The 19,640-nt window shown below is 48.3% G+C and carries 15 protein-coding genes and 1 riboswitch; of the genes, 2 read left to right on the top strand and 13 right to left on the bottom strand.

Going from position 1 to position 19,640, the window contains the following annotated elements:
• Positions 1 to 4 precede the first annotated feature (4 nt).
• From AC3IRK_RS02635 to AC3IRK_RS02610, 6 genes are all read right to left on the bottom strand, one after another.
• Complete coding sequence (locus AC3IRK_RS02635; protein WP_131973671.1) at positions 5 to 997, bottom strand: aspartate-semialdehyde dehydrogenase; 993 nt, start codon at positions 995 to 997, stop codon at positions 5 to 7.
• Between the two features lie 12 nt (positions 998 to 1,009).
• Positions 1,010 to 2,209 carry an aspartate kinase gene (locus AC3IRK_RS02630; RefSeq protein WP_026829277.1) on the bottom strand — a complete coding sequence of 400 codons (1,200 nt, stop codon included), beginning with the start codon at positions 2,207 to 2,209 and terminating at the stop codon, positions 1,010 to 1,012.
• 113 nt (positions 2,210 to 2,322) lie between these two features.
• A riboswitch (Lysine riboswitch) is annotated at positions 2,323 to 2,500 on the bottom strand.
• Between the two features lie 70 nt (positions 2,501 to 2,570).
• A complete protein-coding gene (argH, locus tag AC3IRK_RS02625) occupies positions 2,571 to 3,941 on the bottom strand; it encodes an argininosuccinate lyase (protein WP_131973672.1) in 1,371 nt (456 codons plus the stop codon).
• Complete coding sequence (locus AC3IRK_RS02620) at positions 3,938 to 5,143, bottom strand: argininosuccinate synthase (RefSeq protein ID WP_489170381.1); 1,206 nt, start codon at positions 5,141 to 5,143, stop codon at positions 3,938 to 3,940. The genes argH and AC3IRK_RS02620 overlap by 4 nt, the downstream gene beginning before the upstream one ends.
• 120 nt (positions 5,144 to 5,263) lie before the next feature.
• Positions 5,264 to 5,692 carry a GNAT family N-acetyltransferase gene (locus tag AC3IRK_RS02615; protein ID WP_114596935.1) on the bottom strand — a complete coding sequence of 143 codons (429 nt, stop codon included), beginning with the start codon at positions 5,690 to 5,692 and terminating at the stop codon, positions 5,264 to 5,266.
• Positions 5,689 to 6,840, bottom strand: a complete 1,152-nt coding sequence (locus AC3IRK_RS02610) for an alanyl-tRNA editing protein (RefSeq protein WP_131973673.1) — start codon at positions 6,838 to 6,840, stop codon at positions 5,689 to 5,691. Before AC3IRK_RS02610 ends, AC3IRK_RS02615 begins: the two co-directional genes overlap by 4 nt.
• A gap of 128 nt (positions 6,841 to 6,968) precedes the next feature.
• Between AC3IRK_RS02610 and phnF the strand changes: the two genes are divergently transcribed.
• A complete protein-coding gene (phnF, locus tag AC3IRK_RS02605) occupies positions 6,969 to 7,703 on the top strand; it encodes a phosphonate metabolism transcriptional regulator PhnF (RefSeq protein ID WP_012369386.1) in 735 nt (244 codons plus the stop codon).
• A gap of 123 nt (positions 7,704 to 7,826) precedes the next feature.
• On the opposite strand, the gene AC3IRK_RS02600 is transcribed toward phnF, so the two are convergent.
• The 5 genes from AC3IRK_RS02600 to AC3IRK_RS02580 form a co-directional block, all read right to left on the bottom strand.
• On the bottom strand, positions 7,827 to 8,924 hold the full coding sequence (locus tag AC3IRK_RS02600; protein WP_131973674.1) for an LCP family protein: 1,098 nt from the start codon (positions 8,922 to 8,924) through the stop codon (positions 7,827 to 7,829).
• 212 nt (positions 8,925 to 9,136) lie between these two features.
• Positions 9,137 to 9,895 carry a glucosamine-6-phosphate deaminase gene (gene nagB, locus AC3IRK_RS02595; protein WP_131504467.1) on the bottom strand — a complete coding sequence of 253 codons (759 nt, stop codon included), beginning with the start codon at positions 9,893 to 9,895 and terminating at the stop codon, positions 9,137 to 9,139.
• Between the two features lie 6 nt (positions 9,896 to 9,901).
• On the bottom strand, positions 9,902 to 11,047 hold the full coding sequence (gene nagA / locus AC3IRK_RS02590) for an N-acetylglucosamine-6-phosphate deacetylase (RefSeq protein ID WP_489170380.1): 1,146 nt from the start codon (positions 11,045 to 11,047) through the stop codon (positions 9,902 to 9,904).
• 148 nt (positions 11,048 to 11,195) lie between these two features.
• A complete protein-coding gene (gene mprF / locus AC3IRK_RS02585; RefSeq protein WP_131504465.1) occupies positions 11,196 to 13,754 on the bottom strand; it encodes a bifunctional lysylphosphatidylglycerol flippase/synthetase MprF in 2,559 nt (852 codons plus the stop codon).
• Positions 13,751 to 15,106: an MATE family efflux transporter gene (locus AC3IRK_RS02580; protein WP_131973676.1), complete on the bottom strand. Its 1,356-nt coding sequence runs from the start codon at positions 15,104 to 15,106 to the stop codon at positions 13,751 to 13,753. The genes mprF and AC3IRK_RS02580 overlap by 4 nt, the downstream gene beginning before the upstream one ends.
• A gap of 96 nt (positions 15,107 to 15,202) precedes the next feature.
• Between AC3IRK_RS02580 and AC3IRK_RS02575 the strand changes: the two genes are divergently transcribed.
• Positions 15,203 to 15,985, top strand: a complete 783-nt coding sequence (locus AC3IRK_RS02575; protein ID WP_012369380.1) for a CHAD domain-containing protein — start codon at positions 15,203 to 15,205, stop codon at positions 15,983 to 15,985.
• Here AC3IRK_RS02575 and glsA read toward each other — a convergent pair.
• Positions 15,982 to 16,914, bottom strand: a complete 933-nt coding sequence (glsA, locus tag AC3IRK_RS02570) for a glutaminase A (RefSeq protein WP_012369379.1) — start codon at positions 16,912 to 16,914, stop codon at positions 15,982 to 15,984. The two genes, AC3IRK_RS02575 and glsA, sit on opposite strands and share 4 nt — an antisense overlap.
• Before the next feature lie 147 nt (positions 16,915 to 17,061).
• The gene (gene clpB, locus AC3IRK_RS02565) at positions 17,062 to 19,635 is read right to left on the bottom strand and encodes an ATP-dependent chaperone ClpB (RefSeq protein ID WP_188005142.1); all 2,574 of its coding nucleotides are present in this window, start codon (positions 19,633 to 19,635) and stop codon (positions 17,062 to 17,064) included.
• Between the last annotated feature and the right edge of the window lie 5 nt (positions 19,636 to 19,640).

The following is a 19,640-nucleotide window of genomic DNA, read 5'->3' as shown; positions in this document are numbered from 1 at the left end:
TTTTTTAAGAATGGATTGAACTTTCAAGTGCTTGACGCGCTACCTGGACAGCGTTCGAAGCGGCCCCTTTACGGATGTTATCGGCGACACACCAGATGTGGAATGTATTGGCAAGACTTTTATCCTGACGAATCCGTCCGACATAGACGTCATCTGTTCCGCTTGCATCAAGCGGCATCGGATATTGGTTTTGACTGACATCATCGACGAGAATGACGCCTGGTGCTTCCGCTAATGAGGCACGGATGGCGGCAACGCTTGTCTCCTGCTCGAATGTCACGTTGATGGCGACAGAATGCGAATTCGTGACCGGAACCCGGACACATGTCGCACTGACCGGTAACTCCGGTAGCTGGAAGATTTTTCGTGTTTCGTCAATCATTTTCTGTTCTTCTTTCGTGTAACCGTCTGGTAAGAACACATCGATATGCGGCAGAATGTTATCGTGAATCGGATGCGGATAATTGACCGGTTCTTCGCCGCGGCTGCCGCGGGCTAAATCCTCGATTCCTTTTTGACCGGAACCGGACACGGCTTGATACGTCGTATAGTTAACACGTTTCAAACCAAATTGTTGAAGCGGCGCCAGGGCGACGACCGATTGAATCGTCGAACAGTTCGGGTTGGCAATCAAACGGTCATTTGGTCCGATTGCTTGCGGATTCACTTCCGGTACGACAAGCGGGATATCGGCCTGCATCCGGAAGGCGCTTGAATTGTCGACGACCAGTGTGCCTGCTGCAGCCAGTAACGGTGCATACTGCTCACTGATGGTGCCGCCTGCTGCAAACAGCGCCACATCGATGCCGTCTTCCGTAATCTGCTCCGATAATGCTTGAATCGTGACGTCCTGTCCTTTGAACTGGACGGTTTTCCCGGCAGAACGGGCTGAAGCGTACGCTGAAATCTGACGAACCGGAAAGTCGAGTTCCGCCAGGACTTGTAACATTTTTTGACCAACGGCGCCGGTTGCGCCAATGACTGCGACATGATACATATGATTTCCTCCTTACAGGTCGAATGCTTGAGCAATTGCTGCGACGGTCCGTTCGATGTCAGCTTGGGCAATCGTATATGAGATGCTGATCTCTGATGTTGTAACCTGATAAAACGTGATGTTTTCGGCCCGGAAAATCGCAAATAATTTCGAAGCGACGCCGGTTGCGTCCCGCATGCCGATTCCGACGACCGATAATTTGGCATGTTGGTTATGACGATCGACTTTGACGGTCGGGAAACGATTGATGATATCCTGCAAGGCCTCTTCCAAAAACTCTTCTTCGTCTAACGGACAAGAGAAGGAAAGGAAGATGTCACTGTCAAACGTCGTCTGACTGATCATATCAATGTTGACGTGGCGACCTGACAACAGTTCAAAGATATCCGCGACCGCTGAATTCGTCTGTGGAACGTGTTTGATTGATACCGTCAGGACGTTTTTCGTCACACTGACACTCGTTACTGCTTTCTGTTCCATCGTTTCCGTTGCCTCCATAATCCAAGTCCCTCTTTTCGATTCTAGTGTTTTTCCGACGAAGATGTGGACGCCGTATTTTTTACCGAGTTCGACACTGCGCATCTCCATGACTTTTGAGCCAAGAGCACTCATTTCCATCATCTCATCGTATGAAATGTGCGGAATCGGCTGCGCTGCAGCATGAATCCGTGGATCTGCCGTATAGACACCGTCAACATCCGTATAGATCTCACAACGTTTATCAAGGACGGCTGCTAAGGCAACGGCTGTCGTATCTGATCCGCCGCGTCCGAGTGTCGTGACATCCCCCAGTTCATTGACCCCTTGGAAACCGGCGACGATGATCACATCGTAGGTTTCAAGTTTTTTCCGGAGCAGTTCACCGTCGATTTGTTTGATTTTACTTTTCGTATGCAGCCCCATCGTACTGATGCCGGCTTGGGCTCCCGTTTGCGACAAGGCTTTTGTCCCGAGTGAATTCAGCGCGATGCTGAGTAACGAAATCGTCTGTTCTTCTCCGATTGCAAGCAGACGATCCAGTTCGCGCCGTTCCGGCCGGTCGGTAATCGCTTGTGCTTGGGCAATCAATGAATCCGTCATTTTCCCCATCGCTGATACGACGACGACTAATTTCTCCCCTTGATCCGTCCGATTCTTCAAATAATTCGCAATTGACTGAATCTGTTCGACAGTCGCAACCGAACTACCACCAAATTTAAGTACAGTTGTCACAATCCTATCTCCTTTTGTCCCGAAACAGAAAAAAACGACGGGCCGGTAGGAGCGTTCCTACGGCCCGTCGTTATCACGATCGGACAAACGATGACAGTGTCATTCGTTCTTTTACGTAAGATAGCGCTCCGAAACGTGGGTTTCGGCAGTACAACGGATCTTAACCGTTGTACCAGCAATCAGGAAAAAGCATTTTCCTGTTCACTTCGGCGGATTTCCCCTTTCACATCACTTGGCATGCTTGCCTTTGTAAGTGTTGCTACTGATGTCATCCGCGCCTCTATCTGTCGGTTGTTAGTTACAGTTATAGCAAACATTTTTTGTTAAATCCAGTGATTTGCCAAACTTTTTTTGAATTTTATCATTTTTCAAGGTACTTCTTCGCTAATGTGAGTTGTTCCCGGACGGCTGTAAAACCGGTCCCGCCGTAACTTCCCCGTCGTGCGACGGCTTGAACCGGATCGAGCAACGGATATACATCTTCCGCAATGACCGGATGGAACGTCTGATACGTCGACAGCGTCAAATCTTTTAAGAAACATCCGCTCTGCACACAATGTAGGACGGCTTTCCCGACGATTTCATGCGCTTCCCGGAACGGAATCCCTTTTGTGACCAGATAATCTGCCAGTTCCGTTGCATTCGAGAAGTCTTGCATCGTCGCCTTCTTGAGCGCTTCTGTCTTAAACGTAGCGGATTCGATCATGCCTGTAAAAATTTGAACGGATTGTAACACCGTATCAGCGGTATCAAAGACACCCTCTTTATCTTCTTGCATATCTTTATTGTAAGCGAGCGGAAGAGCCTTCATCGTCGTCAGGAAGCCCATCAGGTTACCATAGACACGTCCTGTTTTACCGCGAATCAGTTCTGCGAAATCCGGATTTTTTTTCTGTGGCATCATACTCGATCCCGTTGAAAACGCGTCGGATAATTCGATGAATGAAAACTCCTGTGAAGCCCAGATGATGATTTCTTCGCAAAAGCGTGACAAGTGCATCATCACTGTTGAGGCGATACCGAGATACTCGATGACGAAGTCCCGGTCCGAGACCGCATCCAGGCTATTCGGATAGACCTGTTCAAAACCAAGCAGCTCGGCTGACTTGAACCGGTCAATCGGGAAAGTCGTTCCCGCCAGTGCCCCTGCACCGAGCGGCGACATCCGGATCCGCTTTAAGTTATCCGTCAACCGATCGGCATCCCGTTCAAACATCCAAAAGTAAGCGAGCAAGTGATGTGCCAGTGAAATCGGCTGTGCCCGCTGCAGATGGGTGTAACCCGGCATGACCGTCTCGACATGTTGCTCCGCTTGTTCCGTAATGACGGATTGCAGATTACGGATGCTGGTCAGGAGTTCGAGAACATGTTGTTCCATCCAGAGATGCAAATCAGTCGCGACCTGATCGTTTCGACTGCGCGCCGTGTGCAGCTTCCCGGCAACGGGACCAATCTGTTCCGTCAGCAACCGTTCAAGATTCATGTGGATATCTTCGTCAACCGTCGTGTAGACGTGCTGATCGAGTGTCGTTTGTAACTGTTTCAGCCCGGCTTCAATTTGTTGCCACTCGGTTTTCTCAAGAATCCCTTGTTCATACAACATCTGTGCATGCGCAAGACTCCCTTGCAAATCAACGGCGGCTAATTTCTGATCAAATGAAATCGATGCGCCGAAGGCTTCCGCTTGAGCGGAAGCACTTTCCGTAAAACGTCCGCCCCATAGTTTCGTCATTTTTTCACGCCTTCCTGACGATGGACACTGGCATGTGTCGCAATCGCAAGACCATGCAATTTAATGAATCCTTTCGCTGCTTCGTGATCAAAGGCATCTTCTTTTGTGTAGGTCGCGAGTTTCTCGTCGTACAATGAAACGGCTGACTGACGTCCTGTAACGGTTGCATTCCCTTTATAGAGTTTGACACGGACTTCGCCGGTCACGTCCTGTTGCGTTGCCGTCAAGAAGGCCTTGAGCCCTTTCGTCAGCGGAGCATGGAACAATCCGTTGTAAATCGTTTCTGCATATTGTTTGCTGAGAATCGGTTTAAAGTGTGCGACATCTTTCGTCAATGTGATGGTCTCAAGGGCTGCATGTGCTTTCAGTAAGACCGTTGCACCCGGGCACTCATAGACTTCACGTGACTTGATTCCGACCAAACGGTTTTCGACATGATCAATCCGTCCGACGCCATGTGCACCGGCGATAATATTCAGTTCGGTAATCAGTTTTGCCAGCGGATACTCTGTACCATTGATTGAAACCGGGACACCTGCTTCAAAACCGATGATGACTTCTTCCGCTTGATCCGGCGCGTCTTCCGGTGCAACTGTCAGGGCATAGGCATCTTGCGGTGGCTCTGTCCATGGATTTTCAAGAACGCCACATTCATTACTGCGTCCCCATAAGTTCATGTCGATTGAATATGGACTGTCGAGATTGATTGGAATCGGCACATCATTTTCTTTCGCATAAGCGATCTCTTCTTCACGTGACCATTTCCATTCACGAACCGGCGCGATGACTTCGAGTGACGGATCGAGTGCTGCAACCGAAACTTCGAACCGGACTTGGTCGTTTCCTTTTCCGGTACAGCCGTGGGCGACTGCTGTGGCACCGTGGGCATGAGCCACTTCGACCAGTTTTTCAGCAATCAATGGACGAGATAAGGCGGAAATCAGAGGATAGGCTCCTTCATAATGCGCACCGTACTGAAGGGCCGGCAAAACAAAGTCATTTGCGAATTCGTCTTTGACATCAAGAACGATGGATTCGATTGCTCCGACAAGTAACGCTTTTTCTTTGATGACTGACAAATCTTTTCCTTCGCCGACGTCCATGCATAATGCGACGACGTCATAATCCTTGCTCAACCATTTGATGGCGACTGAAGTATCGAGTCCACCCGAATACGCTAAAATCAATTTTTGTTTTGTCATTCTTATTTCCTCCTTGAATTCGACTGTATCTTTCTGTATAAAAATTCACTATGAATTATATATATACATAGACTTTCAAAAAAAGAAACCCTTTTTTCAGGATTTCTTAAAAAATCAGCGTTAAATTTTTTTCTCCATCGTCCGGTGCGGGATGCCGGCATCGTCAAATTCATCGGAAACAATTGCATAACCAAGCCCTTGATAAAACGGGATTGCCTGGACCTGGGCACCGAGTGTCAAAATCGTCCGCCCTTCACGGCGGGCAATCCGTTCCATCGCCTGCATCAGTTCGCCACCGTATCCTTTTCCTCTTGTCGCCGCAAGTGTCGCGACGCGTTCGACCTTCATCCGTTGCTCATCATACGGACGCGTCCGCCCCGTTGCGACAGGACGATTCTGCTCATCGAGGACGAGCAGATGAATCGCTGTTTCATCGTGTGTATCATATTCCAAATGGCGGGGAACCCCTTGTTCCTCGACGAAAACCCGTTCCCGGATCATTCGGACTGCTTGTTGCTGTTCGGCTGTTTTCACTTGAATCACTGTCATGTATGTAATTCCTCCTTTAATGCTTCTACATAAGCTTGTGCCTCTTCATACGTTTGGAATAATGCCTGGGCATTGTTTTCACTTCCGCCGCCACGTCCATTAAACTGCTTAAGATGAGTTTTGGCAAATTGCCCGAGATGAATGGAACCGGCACTGCACATGAATAATTTTTTAGCTGTCTCGTTCCAGACGAATCCTGTCCGTCCTGCTTCGGCTACGGCTTTCAGCAGTTTTTCCGAGAAACGGATGTCTTCCTTATCATGTCGCACAGTCAGGACCGGTTCGTCCGTCGCCAGAAGTTCTTTTAAGACCGCTTTGACATGAGCATCTTCAGCCTGTCCGATTTGACGGTTCAGACGCACCTGCTCCTGTTTCAGTTCCTCGACGACGAGATGAACCTGATCTTTTTTAGCTGATAATGCACGGGCCGTTTCTGCTAAAACACGTCGTTCCGTCGTCAGTAATCCAAATGCCCGGTCTTTCGCTACATATGCCAAGCGGATATTTCCTCGAACCTTTTCCAGTCCTGTGAATAAAATCAGTTCCAGTTCCGACGTCAAGGCCAGATGTGTCCCTCCGCAGGCACTGTAATCGAGTTCACCGATTTGAACGACGCGGATTTTCCCGGTTACTTGAGGGGTCTTTCGTAAAGGTAACCGGAGTGCCGCTTCTTCTGTATACTCTGTCGCCGTGATTAGGAGGTTGGCTTGAATCACCGTCCGCAACCGTTCCTCCAGTCGACTTTGAAGGGCGTCGTCCCATGCGTCAAAATCGAGATCAAGCGTCGATTCTTCCGTACCGGTCCGAAAGCTGATCGTCTTGATTTGGAACTCGTCCTGAAGAATCGCAGAAATGACGTGTTGCGCCGTATGTTGCGCTGCATGGTCCGTTCGAATGACATCATCGACTTCACCTTGCACTTCGGATTTAAGAAGTGGACTTTCGAGGCGATGCCAGACCTGTCCGTCTTCAAGCTGAACATCCAATACGGGAATACCGTTCAGCGTGCCCCGATCGGCAGGCTGTCCCCCACTCTCCGGATAAAAGTAACTTTGTTGCAGCGTCACCCAGTGTCCCTGCTCTTCTTTCGTACCCGTCACGATTGATTCGAATGTCCGGACGTCCGGATAAATTTGCTCTGAACGCATCTTCATTCCACCTTTTTTGTACTGAATTTGCTTCTATTATGACACAAATCACTTACAATCGTTTGTCGACATCTTCATTTCCTAGTACACTAGATGAAAGACTATCGACCGCGAAGGGACGAAATGCCGTGATTCAGCACATCAATAAAAATTCACCACTTCCAATCTACTACCAAATTGAGGCTGCCTTAAAGCAACAAATCGAAGAAGGTCTATTACAACCGGGCGATTTGATTCCCTCAGAACGCGAATTCGCCGAGGCCCATCAAATCAGCCGGATGACTGTCCGTCAAGCCATCTCGAACCTCGTCAACGCCGGTTATCTGATTCGTCAAAAAGGACGCGGTACATTCGTTGCCAATAAAAAAATCGTCATGCAACTGTCTGGTTTGACCAGTTTTTCTGAAGAGATGGAACATCTTGGATTGGAACCGGCAAGTGAATTGTTGTCCTACCAGACGATTGCTGCTGAAATGACAATCGCGAATAAACTTGGTATTCGTGAAGGAGCCAAAATCTATGAATTAAAACGGTTACGGATCGCAAACGAACAACCGCTTGCGCTCGAAACGGTCTACATCCCGGAACAGTTGTTGCCGGGATTGAATCAGGACGTCGCTATCACGTCTCTTTATGCCTTTGCTGAAGCCAGTGGACTCAACCTTGGCCGTGCCAGTCAGACTTTCGAATCACGCCTCGCGACAAAAGAAGAAGCGCAACATCTCGGTCTGTCGGTCAGTTCACCGGTGTTGTCCGTCGAGCAGCTGACTTTCCTTGCCACCGATCAACCGTTTGAATATGTCATCTCTGCTTATCGCGGCGACCGGTATACGTTCACGGTCGAAATGGAAAGGCAACGCTGAGTCTGATTTGAAGTCAGGAGAAGTCCACTTTCTTTTTTTCGAGCAAAAAAGCACACATTTCAGGATACTTTTCAAGAAAGTATCTGAAACGTGTGCTTTTTTAGGCTCATCCGTCTGAAACAGTTATTGAACGGGTTGCTCGACTGTCGGCGAATCCGTTTCCTCCGGTGTGCTTGTCTCTTCTTTTATGGGTGAAACTTCTTGTCCTTGCATCGCCTTGGTCAAATTGGCTTTGACACGATCAAGTTGATTTGGGTCCAGATGATATTCCCATTTCCCGCTGATGCCGATGTATCCTTCACCTGCGAGCTGGTATTCTGTCGTATTACGTAAAGCCGTCGTAAAATCAGCTAAACGAAGATAATCATTTGGTCCTAAGTTCGTTTCGACATTGTCTCCGACAGCGTCTAAGATATCACGGTACGCACCAAGCGAACGGAAGCTTGCGGCTTCTTTCGCAACAGCCTGAATGACCTGCATCTGCTTTTGCCCTCGACCAATATCACCGAGTGGATCATCATGGCGATTCCGGACATAAGCGAGTGCTTGTTCCCCAGTCAAATGTTGCATGCCTTTCGGAACGGTAATCGTTCCGGCTTTACGGGCTGAATCCTGTTCTTTGAACGCATAACGCACATCGATATCAACTCCGTCCAGCGCATCGATCAACTGAACGAATCCTTGAAAATTGACTTTAACGACATGGTTGATTTCAATACCAAGCAGATTTTCCGTTGTCTCACGGGCGAGTTTGATTCCGTTGTATGAACTCGATTTGTCCATCGAACCAAAATAATGCGCATGGGTGATTTTATCCTGCTCGACACCCGTTTTCCCGTACGGCACATCATATTTGGAGTAATCGATATTGACGAGTGAATCCCGCGGAATACTGGTCAGTACCAATTGCTCCGTCTTTTTATTCAAGACACCGACAATCATGACATCTGATCGTGCCGGTTCCTTGCGTTCTTTACTGGCTTTCGTCTCATCCGTTCCTAAAATCAAAAAAGATTCGGACGGGACATCATCATATTTCGAACTGACTTTCGAACCCGGAATGTTGATTTGTGTTCTCGCCAGTGTTTCCTGTGTTTTTATGAAAACCGCTCCCGCATAACCGGAACCGATGACGGTCAAAAGTAATAACAAGGCAGCAATCACTTTGATGAACATCTTGCCAGCACTCGGTTGCCTCTTTCTTGCTGATCTCGTCTGCATCTGTAAGCCCTCATTTTCATGTAAATTTTCTGTAAAGTTCACTATTCTCCATTATCCCGACTTTTATTAAAATGTCAATTTACGATTCGATTAAGATCATGTGTCTTCACTGCTTTTGCGATGGAACAGCTAAACCGAAATTCAATACAAAACTCGCCTCTTGAGAAGAACGGTCTAAAGCAGTCCGGTCTCATCAAAGACGAGTTGTTGTTTCATTTCATGAAGTTGGTATAGGCAGCTCTGCCTGTACGTTTTGCTTCGTCCGATAACAAGCTTGCGGCTTCTTCGTCAAGAACAACCATCACATCGGCATGACGTTGTAAAATCGTCGCCGGGCAAGCAGTCGTTGCCGGACCTTCCATCATGTCGCGAATCGCCTCTGCTTTTCGCTCGCTTGAAGCGACTAATAAAATCTTCTTCGCTTCCATGATCGTTCCGATTCCCATCGTGATCGCTTCAGTCGGAACATCCTCCAACCGATCGAAAAAACGTTGGTTGGCAATCCGGGTCGACTCGGTCAGCTCAGTCACATGGGTTGTCGCATCAAACGGTGTACCGGGTTCATTGAATGCGATATGACCGTTCGAACCGATGCCGAGCAATTGAATGTCGATTCCCAATTTCCGAACCAGTTCTTCGTACCGCGCACTCTCTTGACTCGGATTGATCGTGTTTCCAATCGGTACATAGGATTCTTTAAAGTCGACCGCATCAAACAAATGTTCTTGCATGAACGTATGATAACTGTGCGGATGATCCGGGCTCAGTCCGACGTATTCGTCCAAGTTGACGGTCGTCACATGCCGGCAATCCACTTGATCCTTGCGCCATTCTTCATACACACCGAGCGGAGAACTGCCGGTCGCCAGTCCAATCGTCAATCCTTCCGGGTGTCTTAAAATCTCCTGTTTGAGCAGTTGGTACGAGACATTTGCCAATTCTTCTGCTTTTTCTACAATCATCCATTTCATTAGTTGTTACCCCTTTCCGTTTGTAAATCGGTGCACTTTCCCGCGGTGAACGGTTTGTTCGACTTCCAAGTCTGTCGTCAATACAACAAAGTCCGCATCCTTGCCCCGCTCGAGTCGCCCTTTATGTGTTAAGCCAAATTCTTCTGCCTGATTGATCGAAGTCATTTGTACCGCTTGTTCGAGTGAACAGCCGGTAAAAGTGATGATATTGCGTAACGCCTGATCCATCGTCAGGACACTGCCTGCCAAGTTCCCGCTTTCAAGACGCGCGGCTCCGTCCTTGACGTGCACCGTCTGTCCACCAAGTTCATATTCTCCGTCCGACAATCCCTTCGCTCGCATCGCATCGGTGATGACCGTCAAACGGTCTGACCCTTTCATCCGATAAGCGAATTCGACCATCTCTTTTGAACTATGAATCCCGTCCGGAATGATTTCCGCGTATACCGATCGTTCGAGAAGACAATACCCGACCGTCCCTGGTTCCCTGTGATGCAAGGCGCGCATTTGATTATAGAGATGCGTCCCGTGGGTGACATTACCTAAATGATTTTGATCGAATGTCGCATCGGTATGTCCGGCAGACGGAATCGCACCCGTCTCTCGGACCACCGCTTCAAAGTTTCGGGCACCGGGCTGTTCCGGAGCGTACGTGACCAGTTTGATCTGATTTCCGGATGCCTGTTGCCATATTAAAAATTGATTCGCATCCGGTTCGACGATGTATTCCAACGGTTGGGCTCCGGCATAGTCCGGATTAATGAACGGTCCTTCCAGATGAATCCCTTCAATCGTGGTCTGCCGGGAATTGATGACGTCCCGTGTGACTTCTAGTGCCCGCGTGATTTGGTCCCAGTCTTGGGTAATCGTCGTCGCAAAAAAAGACGTGACACCTTCCGCAAGCATCGCTTTACTCAACCGGTGCATCGCTTCCGCATTCGCATCCATCGTGTCGACATCATATCCACCGTGGATATGAACATCAATCATTCCTGGAATCAGTCGTTTTCCTTTAAGATCGATGACGACTTCGTCGCGCGGTGTATAATCTGACATCTTCCCGATTTCCTGGATGGTCTCTTCAAAGCGGATGAATCCGTCTTGAATGACAGTATGTCCCGTATAAATTTCTGCATGAATTATGCTTGGCATCTTGTTTCTTCCTTTCTCTTTTTGATTCCGACAAGTGTTGGTTCTTCACCATTAGTATACCGCTGTTGTTTCTAGTTGTATAGACCTTTATACATTTAACTGATTATGAAAAAGAAGATTCCGGAGTCTAGTCCAGAATCTTCTTTGCTTACGGTAATAAAATCCGGTCCTTTTTCTTCGAAATCAGACGTGTCACTTTTAAAATCGCAATTGTTAATGATTGACGTTTGCGATATGCGAGGTAACGCCCTTCCCACTTCGGATCATATTTTTCTTTATAGCGTCTCAACCCGGTAAAGCTGTACATGTACCGGATGTTGTTGAATACGTCGGCAGCTACACGTTCCTGCCAAAATGATGTTTCGTCCTCACCAACGGATGAGAGAGGAGCCATTCCCATATTAAAGGTGTGGTAGCCTTGCTCAGTCGCATAGTCAAACAAGCGGATAAACATGGCATCCATGATCCCGTTCGGACCATCCGGACGAAAACGCATCAAATCAATCGAGAGAACACCTTCCTGATACGCCGGCATGAATGTCATGAATCCAAGCATCTGCTGATTGGCATCACGCATGATGCCGATCGGCGCTTGATTCAAATAAGACTCGTTGAAATAGCCTAATGAAAATCCTTTTTCGGATTTCCCTCCTAACCATTCATCCGAGATGTCACGTAATTGATTCAGCAACGCTTCACTAAATGGAGGCGATACGACTTCAAACGTCATCCCTTCCCGTTCAAAACGATTTTTAATGGAACGTAAGCCGGCCCGTTTTTTCCCGGAAACGGTAAAGGTCGTCATGTCGACAATCGCCTCTTCACCAAGCTTAAAGAAATTAAAGCCGAAATCATGATACAACGACATGTTCTGTGCCTGAATCTGATAGATGTTCGGGATATAACCTAAATCCTCAACACGCCGTAAGAAACAGGCAATCAACTGGGAATGCTCTTCCGGATTTCCGCTCGGATCACCAAGCATCATAATCCGGTTTCCGGTCTGACTGAACTGAATAAATGAACGTCCGGACTCGGAGAAGAAAAAGCGTTTATCTCCGAGAAAAGCCAGGTGACTTAAATAATTTCCCCCTTCTTCCGTCAAGACATCCTTAACTTTTTGCAGATCTAACTTTTCACCCAAGACCGGCTGATTAAAGGTATTGAATAAACGAATGAAGACGAGTGTGTAGACAAGTGCAAAAATCGATGCACTCGCGGCAAACATGAAGATCTCATGGGCAGGATAAACCTTTGTTCCGTCAGCCGAACCGAGTGTGTAAAAGGCATATCCGAAGAAGATGAATCCACCGATGTATAAAAAACCGGCAAAAGCGGCCCGAATCAGTCGAGTCGTCGTGATCAACGTCCGTTCACGATGAAAGGCACTCCGTGACATCGTCACTAAAACCAGCACGATCAACACGACAGACAAGGAGATCAAGTTAAATCCGCGCAGTGCCATCCCGATTAAAGCAAAAGCCGAAACACCATAAATCATATACAGCGAACGTTTAGTCCGTCGGTACAGAGACGGTGCAAGCAGTACATACAACAAGCCGGCCATCAAAAAGAAACTGTTCGCAAGCAACAACAATTCATGCGGCAGACGGGCTTCCAAATATTCATACTGTGTCGAGTTTGGCGGCAAAATCGCCAGACCCCAAATCGCGATGCCGGCGAGTAACGTAATCAAGGCCAATGTAAAATGTCGGACTTTACTTAAAAAACGTAACTGAAGCCGCCAGATGACGCCGCCGACCTCAACCGACGGGCCGACAATCGGTTTATCCTCAATCATTTTGACGACCGGACCGCTGAACTCACGTGCCGAGAAAATGACCCCGATCACAAAAGGAATCAAATAATATACAAGACGATAAATCAACAATCCGGTAAGGACGATACCTTCTTCGACGCCGGCACGCTGCATACCGATCAAAAAGACCAAGTCAAACGAACCGAATCCTCCCGGTACCATCGAAATCAGACCGGCTGTCGCGGCGATGATGAAGACGCCGATGACTTTAGAAAAACTGACATCCGTTCCGAGGGCCGCCAAAATAAAATAGACGACGACTCCCGCACTGAACCATTCCGCAAGCGATACAAGCGAATAGAGGGCGATCGACGACGGACGGATACTGCTGCTCCCCCGTCGGAAAGTAAACAACAGATAGACCGGGAAGAAGAAGGCAACACCGATGATGACCGGCCATAACCATTTCTTTAAATCCAACACTTCAAATGCCGGAAAGACGTTTAATAAGGATAATGCCGATAAAATCGATAATCCGCTGATCAGTGTCGGTGCCATCCAACCGATGGCTTTCAATAACCGGGTTCCTTCGACGAACGGTCGATAGAGGGCGGTTCTGACCCCCATTCCGGCAAGTCCGCCGAAACCGATGATGCCGTTAAACGAGTTGGCAATCCAGGATGCCCGGAAAATCAATCCGATCGGAACCTTCACTTGAAGCGAACGCAATAAAAAGAAATCATAAAAGAACATCGTCGCGACCGCTGCAAGCCCCGATACAATCAATAAAATAAACTTCCAGGACGGAATTTGCTGAATCGCCCGAATCGATTCCTTTAACGACAGACTTCTTAATTCGTTTTGACCCTGATAAAAAATGAATGCAATCAAGATAATCGGCAAAATGATTTTCGCCACTGTCAACACACGTTGTTTATTGAATCTCATTTCACGACCTCCTTTGATTTTCTGACAAGATGCATCAGGCGGAGCAAGAGAAGACTGGCTCCGACGGCAAGTCCGATGATCAATCCCCACCAATACCCATCCGGTCCAAGTTCCGTAAACCGCTCAAAATAAAATCCGAGTGGTAGTCCGATGACCCAGTACGCGGTAATCGTCAAAATAAACGTGACGTTGACATCTTTGAATCCGCGAAGTGCCCCTTGAGTGGGTGCCGCGACTGCATCGGATAATTGAAAGAAAATCGCTAAAATCATGAAATGAGCCGCCATTTTGATGACTGCCGGATCGTTGCTGTAAAGTGCCGCAATCCGTTCATTTTGAACGTACAGCAGTCCACCTGAAAACAAGGAAACGACCAGACACAGCAACAAGCCGATCCACACGTACTGGACGGCGTCCTTGACCCGCTTGGCTCCCATCTCGAACCCGACCGTAATCGTCAGGGCTGATGCGGCCGAGAGTGGAATCATATAAACGAACGAAGCAAAGTTAATCGCTGCCTGATAGGCTCCAATGACGACATCGCCGTAGGCGCCAAGCAGCAAAGTCACGGCTGAAAAGATACTGACTTCCGAAAAGATTGCTAATCCAATCGGTGCACCGAGCAATACCAATTCTTTGATTCGTGTTACATCCGGTTTATAAAAACGACGGAGAATCCCGAGCCGTTGAAACAGTTCACCTTTCAAGACGACCCCAACAACCGCGATACATAAAATCCAGTATGTGATGGCTGTTGCCACTCCTGCTCCAATCCCGCCCAGTTCCGGAAAACCAAACTTTCCGAAGATAAACAGATAATTGAAAGCCACATTAATGGGTAAAGAGAATAATAATAACGTCATTGTGATGTTCGATTTGCCTAACGAATCAATTAAGGTGCGCAGGACAAAGAAGACGAACATCGGAATGATTCCAAAACCTAACATGACGAGATAGATGCGGGCAACATGACGTGCCTGATCCGATAATTCCATTTGGTTCAAAATCGGATTCACGAGCACGAGTCCAAGCAGAACCGTCAAAACGATGATGACGACGGAGACATACAATGCCTGAATCACGATCCGCTTCACTTCCCGCTCTTTTCGTGCCCCCATTGCTTGGGAGACAAGCGGTGCCACGGCTAATAAAATACCCGTCAATCCTGTGTAAACCGGTGCCCACAGACTGGCTCCGACGCCGACGCCCGCTAAATCAGCCGACCCATATCGTCCGGCCATGACCGTATCAAAAAAACTAATTAAGTAAAACGCTACCTGTGTGACCAGAATCGGAAAGAAAATCTTCATAAACTGTTGAATCTTTCCCGATAGCGTAGTTGTCTCTAACATTGTTCCACCACATTCCAGGGCAACCTGCACCCTATTTTTATTGAAGCATTCAAGTTTGCTATTTGTTCTACGTAAATTATTTAAGGAGGGATTCATTTGAATCATCGTGATGCGGAAAATTTAACTTTTGAATTACTCGAGACCTGGTCGACATTTAATCATTATGCCGAGGAAGCCCAAACATTTAAAAACCCGGAAGACGTTCACCAGGCGCGGATCCGTTTACGTAAATTAATCACCTTCGCGAAGTTAGTCGATCAAACGGAGGAACCAATCTATCTCATCTGGAAACGATTGATGGCTGCGTTCGGTCAAGTCCGGGATCTTGATGTTCAACTCAGTCAACAAGGTGTCACTTCTCCGATTGAGCAGTTATTCGCGGAACACCTCGCCTTACAACTGCAAGGCAAACGGGCCACGTTACTCGAAACGATGCATCTGTTGATTTCCGACGAACTCGACCGCTCCGTCCGTCGATTTTTAGCCGGTCGCTTGACGAAACAATTAAAACGGATTGATGAAAAAGATCTTCTTCAGACAGCTGAAAAACGATTCGACAAAAAGAAACTTCATTATGAAAAAGTTCAGCATAAGGAAGGGAAGAAGCGTATTCAGATGATGCATGAGTTACGGCTTGCAACGAAGTTCTACCGCTATACGGTCGAGTATTTACGTCCGTATACCGATTTCCCGAAATCGTCCGTCGACCGGTTAAAACGGATTCAAACCCAATTAGGTGACATCAATGATACGTATAACCGCCTCGAACGCTGGCGTCTTTTCAGCGTTCCTGACGACCAGCTTGCGCAACAACAAAAAGAAATCACCCGTCTTGAGAAAAAGCTTTCGAAACTGCTCGATCAACTGTCGTTTGATTAAGGATGACGCTGGACGAGCAACTCCAGCATCTTCGTTCCGGCAATCGAATTTCCTTTCAGGTCAAGTGCCGGTCCGAAGATACCGATTCCAAGGTCCGCCATGTCGAAGTCACTGCGACCACAGGCCACGATGGCACCCGATACCCCGCTTTTTCCGGGTAACCCGACCTGGACTGAAAATTCACCGGACGCATCGTACATGCCGCATGTCGTCATGATCGCCCGGATGATCCGTGCATTCCGGCGGGAGATGACTTGATTCCCGGATGGTGTTTTTCCGGATTGACTTAAAATTTTCCCCATCATCGCGAGTCCTTTACAATTGGTCAAAATCGCACACTGTTTCGTATAAACATCGATAATTTCTTCCACATTTCCTTCGATGACTCCATGATACCGCATGAAGTACAGCAGAGCCCGGTTTAAGTCGGTCGTCTCGAATTCGGACTTCGCGACCTCTGCATCGTATTTGACCATATCGAGTTCGATATCCAGCAGATCGGCAATGAATTGGCGTAACCGGTTCAGCTTATCGGCTGCATCTTCCCCCGGTAACATGCTCGTCACAGCGAGTGCTCCGGCGTTGATCATCGGATTCAGGGGTTTCGTCGGAATCGTCTCTTCAAGCTTCGCAATCGAGTTGAACGCGTCTCCCGTCGGTTCCATACCGACCTTCGAGAACACGTAATCTTCACCAAATGTCTCGAGGACAAAGGCTAACGTGATGATTTTTGAAACACTTTGTAAGGTGAACATCGTTTCGGCGTCTCCCGCGGATACAAAACTGCCGTCTGCATTACAAACAGCGATTCCGAGTTGGGTCGGTTCCGATTTTGCCAGTTCTGGTATATAACTCGCCACCTGCCCGAGCACCGTATAGGGGCGGCATTCAGCGATTAATTCTTCTAGTTGTTGTTGCGTTACGTTCATCGGAGTCCCTCTTCCTGTCGTTTTCATTAGCTTATCATGCTTTTTCGTCACGAGGTATGCCGTTATTCTTTTTTAGTTTTCCTTCTCATTCAAAAGGTCGTCTCTCCCCTGACTGTCAGAGGATGAGACGACCTTTTAAACTATAGTTTAGCGGATAACGAGTTCTGTACCGTCTGTATCGATCGCCACATGCGAACCATCCTGGATGGATCCACTAATCAGAGCCCGTGCCAGTTTCGTTTCAATCGTCCGCTGGATATACCGGTTAATCGGACGGGCACCGTACTGTGGTTCAAACGCTTCATTGAAAATTAACGTTTTCGCCGCTTCTGTGACATCAATCGTAATTTCACGACCTGACAGACGTTCTGCCATCTTGCTGACGGCCTTGTCGATGATCCGTTCGATTTCCGCCCGGTGGAGAGGATGGAACAGAATCGTGTCATCAATCCGGTTCAGGAATTCCGGCCGGAAATACTTTTTCAGTTCTTGGCGGACCGCTTCTTCTTCGGCCGCATCAATATCACCGTCTTTTGCTGCTTCGAGTAAAATATGCGATCCAATGTTCGATGTCATGATGACAATCGTGTTCTTGAAATCGACCACCCGTCCTTGCGCATCGGTCAAACGGCCGTCGTCCAGTACTTGAAGTAAGATATTGAAGACGTCCCCGTGTGCTTTTTCGATTTCGTCAAACAACAGCACCGAATACGGACTCCGACGGACGGCTTCTGTTAATTGACCGCCTTCTTCATAACCGACATAACCGGGAGGTGCTCCGACCAGGCGGGAAACGTTGTGTTTCTCCATATACTCGGACATATCAATCCGGACGATGTGTTCTTCACTGTCAAACATGGCGGCTGCAAGAGCTTTCGCAAGCTCCGTTTTCCCGACTCCTGTCGGTCCAAGGAACAGGAACGAACCGATTGGACGATTCGGATCTTTGATTCCTGCACGCGCCCGGATGACAGCATCCGAGACCAGCCGGACTGCTTCATCCTGACCAAAAACACGTTCATGCAACGTATCTTCTAAATACAGTAACTTTTCGCGTTCCCCTTGTGCGAGACGGCTGACGGGAATTCCCGTCCACTTCGACACGATATCGGAAATCTCTTCGTCCGTCACGGCTTCCCGGACGAGTTCATGCGCGACGTGTTCCGCTGATTCTTCCGCCACTTTCAACTGATTTTCAAGTGCCGGAATCTGTCCGTATTTGATTTCCGAGGCTGTATTCAAATCATACCGTCCTTCAGCTTCCTGAAGAGCCAGTTTTGCTTTTTCAAGATCTGCCCGCAACTGCTGGACATTTTGGGAACTGTCTTTCTCGCGTTCCCATCGTGTCCGGAGCGCACTTTCGTCTTCCCGGACAGAACTGAGTTCCTGTTGCAGGGTCTCGAGTCGTTTCCGGGATGCTTCATCGGTTTCTTTTTTCAGTGCGGCTTCTTCGATTTCAAGTTGCATGACACGGCGGACGAGTGAATCCAGTTCCGCCGGCATCGATTCCATATCGGTCCGAATCATCGCACACGCTTCATCGACTAAATCAATGGCTTTATCGGGCATGAAACGGTCCGTGATGTACCGGTCTGACAGGATGGCTGCCGCAACCAGGGCATTATCATGAATCCGGACACCATGATGGATTTCAAACCGTTCTTTCAGACCACGTAAAATCGAAATCGTATCTTCGACATCTGGTTCCGCGACCAGCACTTGTTGGAAGCGGCGTTCAAGTGCAGGATCTTTTTCGATGTACTTCCGGTATTCATCTAAAGTCGTCGCACCGATACAGTGCAGCTCTCCGCGGGCAAGCATCGGTTTCAGCATGTTTCCGGCATCCATCGCGCCTTCGGTCTTCCCGGCACCGACAATCGTGTGCAATTCGTCGATGAACAACAGAATCTGTCCTTCTGCTTCCTTAACTTCATTTAAGACCGCCTGAAGACGTTCTTCGAATTCACCACGGTATTTGGCACCCGCGACAAGCGTACTCATATCGAGACTGAACAACTGTTTGTTTTTGAGACTCTCCGGTACATCGCCCCGGACAATCCGTTGAGCCAGTCCTTCGACGATTGCCGTTTTACCGACCCCAGGTTCGCCGATCAGGACGGGATTATTTTTTGTTTTCCGGCTGAGAATCCGGATGACCCGGCGAATCTCGTCATCCCGTCCGATGACCGGATCCGTTTTACCGGACCGGAAATCCGCGACGAGATCCCGCCCGTATTTCTTCAGGACATCAAAGGTCGCTTCCGGATTTTTCGTCGTCACCTTCCGGTTGCCCCGCATCTCGATGATGGCTTCCCGCAAGACCTGCTCGGTCACACCCTGACTCCGCAAATATTGTGTCGCCGGACTGGATTGTTTCACAAGACCTAACAATAAGTGCTCGACAGAAACGTAATCGTCTTGCATCAAACGGGCTTCGGTTTCTGCTTCCGTCAACACCTGCAATAAGGAGTTGCTGATTCGCGGCGTCGAGGATTGACCGAGCGCCGGTAACCGTCCGAGTGCTTCATTGACGCCCGTCTCCAACTGGTCGATCCGTTGATCGAGTTTCTCAAAAACAATCCGTGCAATGCCTTCTTCTTGTGAAAGCAAAGCCAGCAACAAGTGCCACTCTGTAATCTCACTGTGTCGACGCTGTTTGGCAATGGCTTGTGCCGATACGATGGCTTCATGTGCCCGGTCCGTTAATTTTTCGAAATCCATTTTCC

The sequence above is a fragment of the Exiguobacterium sp. GL_137 genome, from assembly GCF_057834585.1.
This window is presented reverse-complemented; position numbering and strand designations above follow the sequence as displayed.